The sequence below is a fragment of the Vibrio sp. Vb2880 genome, assembly GCF_033337975.1.
Lineage (GTDB): Bacteria > Pseudomonadota > Gammaproteobacteria > Enterobacterales > Vibrionaceae > Vibrio > Vibrio alginolyticus.
Genome location: NZ_JAWORT010000048.1, coordinates 1 through 8,672 on the forward strand (window position 1 = coordinate 1; position 8,672 = coordinate 8,672).

Below are 8,672 nucleotides of genomic sequence, written 5' to 3' on the forward strand. Positions count from 1 at the left end.
GAAGTGAAACGAAATAGCGCCGATGGTAGTGTGGGGCTTCCCCATGTGAGAGTAGGACATCGCCAGGCTTTAAATTTTGGATGCTTGCTTATTAAAGCGAGTGATACCACTGCGGAGTGGTAGTTCAGTTGGTTAGAATACCGGCCTGTCACGCCGGGGGTCGCGGGTTCGAGTCCCGTCCACTCCGCCACTTATTTGAGCGTCGTCTCAATAAACACGAATTACAGGGGTGTAGCTCCAATTGGCAGAGCAGCGGATTCCAAATCCGCGTGTTGGGAGTTCGAATCTCTCCACCCCTGCCATACTCTAAAGCCTCAGCAGTAATGCTGGGGCTTTTTTGCATCTGAAGAAAAGAGAATCTGACTAGTTGGAGAGTTGTCGATTCCTCTGATACCAAAGTATCGGGGGATTGAAAGTTCATATCTCCGGGATATTGGTCCACTTCACCTATCCCCCATGTTCATAAGCTCTGGCTTAGGTCAGGGGCTTTTTTATTCCTAACGTATAGTTTCGACGTCAGGTGTATGTTTATCCAACGAATATGGCATACCTTTGCTTCAGATAGTTTTATTTTCTAGTAATGTAATTATTAAATGTTGATGTATCGCTTTGCTCTTTCTGTTTTACCTTCGAATTTTCATAACGCTTTTTCTTCGTTATCGAGCACATCTGATTCACAATCTATTGAAAGGTCAGTGGTTACATTGGCTTGGATGATTACTGACTTGGTTCCTGTTATCATCATGCATTGATGCTAATAATTAGGAAGTAAGTTTATGCCACATTTTCGATTCCGTGCTGTAGAGCCACAAGCTGTTCAGGCATTATCAAAACCCCTTACGGATGAACTTCAGCCTCTAATGGACTGTCCGCGTGAGGATTTTACTTTTGAGTATATCTACACTACGTTTTTCAATGAGGGTGAGGTGAGTGCTGCATATCCTTTTGTCGAAGTGCTTTGGTTCGACCGTGGCCAGGAAGTGCAAGATGAAGTTGCCAAGCTTATTACGCAACAAGTGCGCGGTATCGCTGGTGCCGATATTGATGTTGCAGTTATCTTTTCCGCCTTATCTCCTAAAGCTTATTACGATAATGGCGAACACTACTAAAGGTTAAAGGCTATGAGGCTGAGTTTCATTGTAACTTTGGGTTTATGTTTCTCAGCTTCAGTATGTTCTACTCCTTGGGAGTCTGCGGTTAATCCTACCCGAAACTCTTCCTCCTCTATTGGTAGTTATGCTAACGGTTGTTTAGATGGTGCATTACCCTTGCCTCTCGATGGCGTTGGTTATCAAGTCTTACGTAGTAAAACGAAGCGCTACTATGGGCACCCTAAAACGATAGAGTTTATTGAAAATCTGGCGCTTAAAGCTCACCAAAATCTCAACACCACTCTGCTGATTGGTGATTTGTCTTTACCTAGAGGTGGAAGGTTCTCCTCTGGTCATTCTAGTCATCAAACCGGGTTAGATATCGATATTTGGTTAAGACTTGCTGACCAACCGCTTTCTTATAACGAATTACAACTTCCTAAGCCCATGAGTGTGGTGGATTTAAAAGGTTATTCCATACTTAATCATCGCTGGGAAGTACGGCACTTTAAGCTAATTCGGTACGCTTCAAAAAGTAAGGATGTTGCACGAATTTTTGTACATCCTGTTATTAAGGAGCAACTTTGCTTGCAAGAAAACGGCAAAGATCGTTCTTGGTTACGTAAAGTACGTCCATGGTGGGGGCATCATTACCACTTTCACGTCAGGTTATCTTGTCCTGATTCGAGCGACTATTGTGTTGATCAAGCACCACCTCCAGTAGGTGATGGTTGCGGTGCTGAGCTTGCAAGTTGGGCCCCGAAAGCAAAACCTACTGATACCCCTCAACGGGTAAAAACAACCTCTAAGCCCAAACGAAAAAAAGTCGTTCCACCTCAATGCTTGCCGCTTATCAATCCTAATTAGTGTTACTCTTCAGGTTTATCTGTACTTGGTGATCTCTTTTATGAAACTGGAGAAACATCATACTTTTGTCTACATTGAATAGTACCAATACAAAAACTAACCCAATCAGTTTTGGGGACATATTATAGAAATCTAAATTAAACAAAGAGTTGTAGTATGGGTAAGTTGTAACTTCTCTGTTTAGAAAAAGATCTTTCGTCACGATACTCTGGTTTCTTAGCAATATGTCTGTCAGTTGGCTAAAAAGCGATAACAACGCAGACAAGTGTGTAAGGCAGGGATATACCCTTTTCCTGTTAGAAGAGTAAATCAAGGACAAAACCATGACTATGATTTGTGCAAAAGAATTTGCAGAGTGGTTAAGACACAGATTTAGCAGTGATACTAAAGGAGTCTCTTTGACTCGAGAGGATGTGAATCACCTGACTGGGCGTCAACGCCTTGATCCGGGTTTTGTTAATGATGTGCATTATGAGCTGATGCAATATGGAATGGCTTTCGTTACTGATACGAGCCGAGAAAACTTTTATTTAATACCTGTTTCTCAAGCGGAAAATTGGCGTGAGAGACTAGAGTATCATTTTGAAAAAGAGCTGTTCTGCAATATTATCCCTATTGAAAAATCAGGTTGAGAAAAGGTTCAACTTTGATGCCAAAGTTGAACCTAATTGCTCTTATGCTAACCCTTGAATAATCACGAATTTTTCAAGCAACTGCTCTTCAGTTTCGACATGGTTCGGATCAGTGATTATGCATTTTGTAATTGGACACACTGACTGACAGGTCGGCTTTTCGTAATGCCCCTTACACTCTGTACATAGCGCTGGATCAATTTCGAAAATGCTCTCTCCCATACTGATTGCCCCATTGGGGCATTCGGGATCACACATGTCGCAGTTAATGCATTTATCAGTAATGAGCAAGGCCATGGTTACTTACCAGTCGGGTTACGGGTGTCCTGCCCTGAGTTTAGATTACGCATTAATAGGCCATATTCTAAATCTAGCTCTGCTGGTACTGGAATGAATACAAAGTGACCGTTTCCTTTCGCGTCTTCAATAGACTCTGATTTGCGGTTTTCCATTGCCTCTAGCGTGAAAACAATATTGCCTTTTGGCGTCATTAGTTCAAGGCTATCACCGACAAGAAACTTATTTTTTACTTCTACTTCAGCCATGTCACCACGACGTTTGCCAGTGAATTCACCAACAAACTGTTGAGCATCAGAGACTGAGTAACCGTAATCGTAGTTTTGGTAAGTATCGTGTGTATGACGGCGTAGGAAGCCTTCAGTGTAGCCACGGTGAGCTAGGCTTTCTAGTGTACCCATTAGGCTTTCATCGAATGGTCGACCTGCTACAGCATCATCAATTGCTTTACGATAAACTTGAGCGGTACGTGCGCAGTAGTAGAACGATTTAGTACGACCTTCAATTTTCAATGAGTGAACACCCATCTTAGTTAAGCGTTCAACGTGCTGAACCGCTCGTAGGTCTTTAGAGTTCATGATGTAAGTACCATGCTCATCTTCGTAAGCCGCCATTTTTTCTTCTGGACGGTGCGCTTCAGAAAGCAGAACGACTTCATCTGTTGGTTTGCCGCGACCAATTGTGGTTTCAGGGCGCTCGTCTTGTACTTCGACAGGCAGTGCTTCAGTCGGGTCGAATTTCTCTACGATATCACCAGCGTCGTTTTCTTTACCCTCTTCAACTTTGTATTCCCAGCGGCATGCGTTAGTGCAAGTGCCTTGGTTAGGGTCACGTTTGTTGATATAGCCAGAAAGTAGGCAACGACCTGAGTAAGCCATGCATAATGCACCGTGAACGAATACTTCAAGCTCAGTTTCAGGGCAATGCTCACGAATTTCTTCGATTTCTTCTAGAGACAGCTCGCGAGAAACGATCACACGTTCCACGCCATTCGCTGCCCAGAACTTAACGGTCGCCCAGTTTACAGCGTTCGCTTGTACAGAAAGGTGAATTGGCATTTCTGGGAAAGCTTCACGAACCATCATAATTAGGCCTGGATCTGACATGATCAATGCGTCAGGACCCATCTCTACGATTGGCTTAAGATCACGGATGAACGTTTTTAGCTTCGAGTTGTGTGGTTGAATGTTACATACCACATAAAGCTTTTTGCCTAGGGCGTGGGCTTCATCGATACCGATTTTTAGGTTCTCGTGGTTAAACTCGTTGTTACGTACGCGAAGGCTGTAGCGAGGTTGGCCAGCGTAAACTGCATCTGCCCCGTAGGCGAATGCGTAACGCATGTTTTTCAGGCTGCCCGCTGGAGATAGTAGCTCAGGCACGAATGCTTTCTCAGTTGTCATTGCTCAATTCTCTTTTATCTGATCACAAGTCAGGCCAATTCCACCTAATGGAAATGGGGCGCAAATTTTACGTCAAAATGTGAACTGTGACTAGGGTAATTGTGCTTCAGATAGAAAAACGCCCTCAAAAAAAGTGAGGGCGTTATGGTTAACCTTTATACAAAATTAAGCGTTAGGATTCGGTAAGCCGCCTAGCGCATCGTATAGGTTGGGAAGGAAAGCACTGAACTCTCCACACATTAGAGAGAAGTCTGCATCAAATCGAGCTGCTTGATCTTCACGTGGAATATCATCGTTTTGATCTTTCAATTCATCAGAGAATTTTAGACGTTTGATGCCTGCATCTTCCGTCATAATGAACTCAATACGATCTTGCCAATTAAGCGCAAGTTTCGTCACGACTTTATCCGCAGCGATGTGGTTGCGGATTTCATCAGTGGTTAGCTCTTGCTTCTTACAGCGAATCACACCACCTTCTTCAAGTACGGATTTTAGCTCAGCTTCGTCCATCATGCTGATACCTTGAGGTGTGTCACCGCTTTTCACCCACTCGGTTAGCGTAGTTTCAATCGCCACTTCTGGAATAGCAGGAACAACAGGTAGACTACCCATGGTTTTACGAAGCAATGCTAATACATCTTCTGCTTTTTTATAGCTGCTTGCATCAACAAGGATAAAACCTTCTTTTGGCATGATGAGCACGTGAGTGTGGCTGCTGCGGCTGAATGCGCGCGGCAGTAAATCCATTACGATGTCATCTTTCAGGTTGTCTTTCTCTTTCTTCTTCAGAGGACGACCTTCTTGCGCTTCCATTGCTTCTACTTTTGCATTCAATGATTCTTTGATCACAGAGGCAGGTAGCATTTTCTCTTCTTTCTTGGCGCAAATCAGAATGCGGTTTTCTGACACGTGAGTCATCATATCGCCATGTCTACCCATTGCACTGACCCAGCCAAATTTCTGTTTGTCTTGACTGCCACACGGGGTGAATTGGAATTCAGACAGCTGAGTTTCTAGTTGTTCGGCGTTAAAAGTAACCTCGCGGTTAACGCGGTATACCAGACAGTTTTTAAACCACATAAATCTTCTCTAGGCTTGATGACAAGGGACTAATCATAGGGAATTTTTGTGCTGATGTCTTAATAGAAATGAAAAATATCCGAATGAACCTCAAAAGAAAGTTATATGAAAATTTGTTTTCAAAGGTCACAAAAGTGTCATAATTGGTAGTGATAATGCTTATGCATAGAGAGGCGCTTTGTCTCTTAAATTCATTAGCTCAACGAACATAAGGTTACTCAATTATGTCTAGAAGGATTCTGGTTGTTGAAGACGAAGCTCCTATTCGCGAAATGCTGTGCTTCGTACTTGAGCAGAAAGGTTACCAAGCGGTAGAAGCGGAAGATTACGATACTGCAGTAACCAAACTGGCTGAACCCTTCCCTGATTTAGTTTTACTGGATTGGATGTTACCAGGCGGTAGTGGCATTAACTTCATCAAACATATGAAGCGAGAGGAATTAACGCGCAACATTCCAGTTGTGATGCTTACCGCTCGTGGTGAAGAAGAAGATAAAGTGCGCGGTTTAGAAGTCGGTGCGGATGACTACATTACCAAGCCATTCTCTCCTAAAGAGTTGGTTGCACGCTTAAAAGCGGTGATTCGTCGCGTTACCCCGACTGCACTAGAAGATGTAATTGATGTACAGGGATTAAAGCTTGACCCTGTATCGCACCGTGTTACGGCTAATGATGCGCCATTAGACATGGGCCCAACAGAATTTAAGATGCTTCATTTTTTCATGACGCATCAAGAACGCGTATACAGCCGTGAGCAGCTATTAAACAATGTTTGGGGCACCAACGTGTATGTCGAAGACCGTACAGTCGATGTCCATATTCGCCGTCTGCGTAAAGCGTTGGAAGCAGCAGGGCATGATAAGCTGATCCAAACTGTTCGTGGTGCTGGATACCGCTTCTCGACGAAGGCATAAATTAACACGCAGCTTATCGGTACCATTTCTGGAGTTATGAGTGGTTGAAAGATTAACGTGGAAAAAGCTGGCCTGGGAGCTGGCTTTTTTTTACACCCCATGGGTGATAGTAGGTTGGATATTCGGTTATATGCCGTGGTTGCTTTTGGCTGCTACGGCATTGCAGCTTGTGTGGCATTTGCATAACCAAGTACGTTTATCTTCTTGGTTATGGGATGAAAAACGCCTCACGCCACCATCTGGTAGTGGTAACTGGGAATCTTTGTTCAATGGGTTGTATCGCTTACAACAGCGCCAACGCCGTAAACGAAAAGAGCTTACTAATCTTATTCGTCGATTCCGAAATGGTGCAGAATCGCTACCCGATGCCGTAGTGGTATTCCGTGCTGAAGGTAATATTGTTTGGTGCAACAAGCTGGCTCAGCACTTACTGGGCTTCCATTGGCCAGAAGATTCAGGTCAACCGATCTCCAATCTCATTCGTACACCTGATTTTATCAAGTACCTCAACAAGAAAGACTTCTCAGAGCCATTAGAAATGCGTTCACCACTCAACGTCGAACGCATGCTAGAACTACGTATCGTACCGTATACCGAAGGTGAACATTTGATGGTGGTGCGTGATGTGAGCCAATTAAAACAACTTGAGGGAATGCGTCGCAACTTCTTTGCCAACGTATCTCATGAACTGCGTACACCAATGACGGTGCTACAAGGTTATCTTGAGATGACAGAAGATCCTGATATGGTTGTGGGTCCTATGTGGAGCAAAGCTCATGGTGTCATGACGGAGCAGCTTAACCGCATGAACAGTTTGGTGAACCAACTACTGACACTATCTAAAATTGAAGCGGCACCTATGCATGAGCTTGAGGAAGTCGTGAATGTGCCCGCGATGCTTGAAGTGTTAGAAAAAGAGGCGGTTAGCCTTAGTGGGGACAACCAACATAAATTGAAATTTGATGTTGATGCTAGCCTACGCGTGCTGGGCGATGATGACCAGTTACGTAGTGCTATCTCTAACCTCGTTTATAATGCCGTCAAATACACATCGCCTGGTGCGAATATTAATGTTCGTTGGTTCCAGACCTCTCAAGGCGCATGCTTAGAGGTGGAAGATAGTGGTGATGGTATTGAACCTCAGCACCTCCATCGACTTACTGAGCGTTTTTATCGAGTGGATAAAGCAAGATCACGTGATACTGGTGGAAGTGGTTTAGGGCTAGCCATTGTAAAACACGCGCTGAGTCACCATGACTCTCATTTAGAAATTCACAGTGAAGTAGGTGTGGGCAGTAAGTTTTCTTTCGTATTGCCTGAGCGTTTGGTGGTGAAATAATGGCTTTACGATTGGCAAAAACATTCAGTTTATTCGCGCTTGTTTGTTCTTTTATGGCTGCCGCTCAAGATAAACCATTGCCGACTTATCATAAAACGACGGGGATTGTCGGGAACTTGCTCTCTGTTGGCTCCGATACACTTGCGGGTATGACAACGCTTTGGGTTGAAGAGTTTAAATCCATTTACCCGAATATTAATGCGCAAGTCCAAGCGTCTGGCTCTTCTACTGCCCCTCCAGCATTGACCGAACAAACAGCTCAGTTTGGTCCCATGAGCCGCCCTATGCGTTTAAGAGAGGTTGAAGCGTTTGAACGTGAACATGGCTACAAGCCAACGGCGCTTAGGGTAGCCATCGATGCAATCGGTATTTTTGTTCATCAAGATAATCCAATTCAAGGTCTTAACTTTAGTCAATTAGATGCTTTGTTTTCTGCCACGCTACGCTGTGGTGAAAGTCAATTTGTAACAAACTGGCAGCAACTCGGTCTTGAATCACAGTGGGCAAAGCGAAACGTACAGTTGTTTGGTCGTAACTCCGTTTCTGGAACTTATGGTTACTTCAAAAGTAATGCCTTGTGTGGCGGCGATTTCAAGACCCGAGTTAACGAGCAGCCAGGCTCCGCGTCAGTTGTGCAAGCTGTAGCGTCAACCATCAGTGGAATTGGTTATTCCGGTGTCGGTTATCGAGTGGCAGGCGTGCGCTTAGTCCCTGTGGCTAAAATGGGAAATGACTACGTGACTCCAACGCGAGAACATATTGTTAGTGGTAAGTACCCACTATCACGTTACTTATATGTTTACGTGAATAAGCACCCTGATTACCCATTAACACCAATTGAAGCTGAGTTTATTCGCTTTATCTTTTCTGCTCAGGGACAAGCGTTGGTTGAGAAAGATGGTTATGTGCCCATTACGGCAGACTTTGCAGAAGAAGAGTTAAAAAAAGTCGGCCTGTAAGCCGACTTTTTATTTTTCAGCCCTAAACCACCTACTTCAGTAGGTGGTTATCATCCGTTTCGGCTTTGCCTGTAAAACTACTCATGCTAA

General features: G+C 44.1%; 9 protein-coding genes and 2 tRNA genes. 8 read left to right on the forward strand and 3 right to left on the reverse strand.

The genetic code is table 11. The features are described from left to right. Nucleotides 1–113: 113 nt before the first annotated feature. From R7M92_RS24305 to R7M92_RS24325, 5 genes are all read left to right on the forward strand, one after another. Nucleotides 114–190: transfer RNA gene (locus R7M92_RS24305), tRNA-Asp, on the forward strand. A 35-nt stretch (nucleotides 191–225) separates the two neighbouring features. Next, nucleotides 226–302: transfer RNA gene (locus R7M92_RS24310), tRNA-Trp, on the forward strand. A 474-nt stretch (nucleotides 303–776) separates the two neighbouring features. Continuing rightward, entirely contained in the window at nucleotides 777–1,109 is a 333-nt protein-coding gene (locus R7M92_RS24315) for a DUF1904 domain-containing protein (protein WP_005381768.1), read from the forward strand. A gap of 12 nt (nucleotides 1,110–1,121) precedes the next feature. Further along, on the forward strand, nucleotides 1,122–1,958 hold the full coding sequence (gene mepA / locus R7M92_RS24320) for a penicillin-insensitive murein endopeptidase (RefSeq protein WP_054576952.1): 837 nt from the start codon (nucleotides 1,122–1,124) through the stop codon (nucleotides 1,956–1,958). 323 nt (nucleotides 1,959–2,281) lie between these two features. Continuing rightward, nucleotides 2,282–2,590 (forward strand): hypothetical protein, encoded by a 309-nt coding sequence (locus R7M92_RS24325; RefSeq protein WP_005381765.1) that lies wholly within the window; start codon nucleotides 2,282–2,284, stop codon nucleotides 2,588–2,590. 42 nt (nucleotides 2,591–2,632) lie between these two features. Here the strand turns inward: R7M92_RS24325 and R7M92_RS24330 are convergent, their stop codons facing one another. The 3 genes from R7M92_RS24330 to rdgC all read right to left on the reverse strand — a co-directional run bounded on the left by R7M92_RS24330 (nucleotide 2,633) and on the right by rdgC (nucleotide 5,370). Further along, complete coding sequence (locus R7M92_RS24330; RefSeq protein WP_005381763.1) at nucleotides 2,633–2,887, reverse strand: YfhL family 4Fe-4S dicluster ferredoxin; 255 nt, start codon at nucleotides 2,885–2,887, stop codon at nucleotides 2,633–2,635. 2 nt (nucleotides 2,888–2,889) lie between these two features. Continuing rightward, a complete protein-coding gene (yegQ, locus tag R7M92_RS24335; protein WP_318134509.1) occupies nucleotides 2,890–4,290 on the reverse strand; it encodes a tRNA 5-hydroxyuridine modification protein YegQ in 1,401 nt (466 codons plus the stop codon). A gap of 165 nt (nucleotides 4,291–4,455) precedes the next feature. Continuing rightward, nucleotides 4,456–5,370, reverse strand: coding sequence for a recombination-associated protein RdgC (gene rdgC, locus R7M92_RS24340; protein WP_017633930.1), 915 nt, complete (start codon nucleotides 5,368–5,370; stop codon nucleotides 4,456–4,458). A gap of 224 nt (nucleotides 5,371–5,594) precedes the next feature. On the opposite strand from rdgC, the gene phoB reads away from it, so the two are divergent. From phoB to R7M92_RS24355, 3 genes are read left to right on the forward strand one after another with little or no spacing between them, the layout of a single operon-like run. Beyond that, nucleotides 5,595–6,284 carry a phosphate regulon transcriptional regulator PhoB gene (gene phoB, locus R7M92_RS24345; RefSeq protein ID WP_005381752.1) on the forward strand — a complete coding sequence of 230 codons (690 nt, stop codon included), beginning with the start codon at nucleotides 5,595–5,597 and terminating at the stop codon, nucleotides 6,282–6,284. A gap of 40 nt (nucleotides 6,285–6,324) precedes the next feature. Next, nucleotides 6,325–7,623, forward strand: coding sequence for a phosphate regulon sensor histidine kinase PhoR (gene phoR, locus R7M92_RS24350; protein WP_161441027.1), 1,299 nt, complete (start codon nucleotides 6,325–6,327; stop codon nucleotides 7,621–7,623). After that, nucleotides 7,623–8,582 (forward strand): PstS family phosphate ABC transporter substrate-binding protein, encoded by a 960-nt coding sequence (locus R7M92_RS24355; protein ID WP_042521153.1) that lies wholly within the window; start codon nucleotides 7,623–7,625, stop codon nucleotides 8,580–8,582. The genes phoR and R7M92_RS24355 overlap by 1 nt, the downstream gene beginning before the upstream one ends. The last annotated feature ends 90 nt before the right edge of the window (nucleotides 8,583–8,672 follow it).

What these genes read in the sequence shown, in the direction of transcription:
- R7M92_RS24330 (WP_005381763.1), bottom strand. Translation starts at nt 2,887, where the DNA reads ATGGCCTTGCTCATTACTGATAAATGCATTAACTGCGACATGTGTGAT.
- R7M92_RS24355 (WP_042521153.1), top strand. Translation starts at nt 7,623, where the DNA reads ATGGCTTTACGATTGGCAAAAACATTCAGTTTATTCGCGCTTGTTTGT.
- mepA (WP_054576952.1), top strand. Translation starts at nt 1,122, where the DNA reads ATGAGGCTGAGTTTCATTGTAACTTTGGGTTTATGTTTCTCAGCTTCA.
- R7M92_RS24325 (WP_005381765.1), top strand. Translation starts at nt 2,282, where the DNA reads ATGACTATGATTTGTGCAAAAGAATTTGCAGAGTGGTTAAGACACAGA.
- yegQ (WP_318134509.1), bottom strand. Translation starts at nt 4,290, where the DNA reads ATGACAACTGAGAAAGCATTCGTGCCTGAGCTACTATCTCCAGCGGGC.
- phoB (WP_005381752.1), top strand. Translation starts at nt 5,595, where the DNA reads ATGTCTAGAAGGATTCTGGTTGTTGAAGACGAAGCTCCTATTCGCGAA.
- R7M92_RS24315 (WP_005381768.1), top strand. Translation starts at nt 777, where the DNA reads ATGCCACATTTTCGATTCCGTGCTGTAGAGCCACAAGCTGTTCAGGCA.
- rdgC (WP_017633930.1), bottom strand. Translation starts at nt 5,370, where the DNA reads ATGTGGTTTAAAAACTGTCTGGTATACCGCGTTAACCGCGAGGTTACT.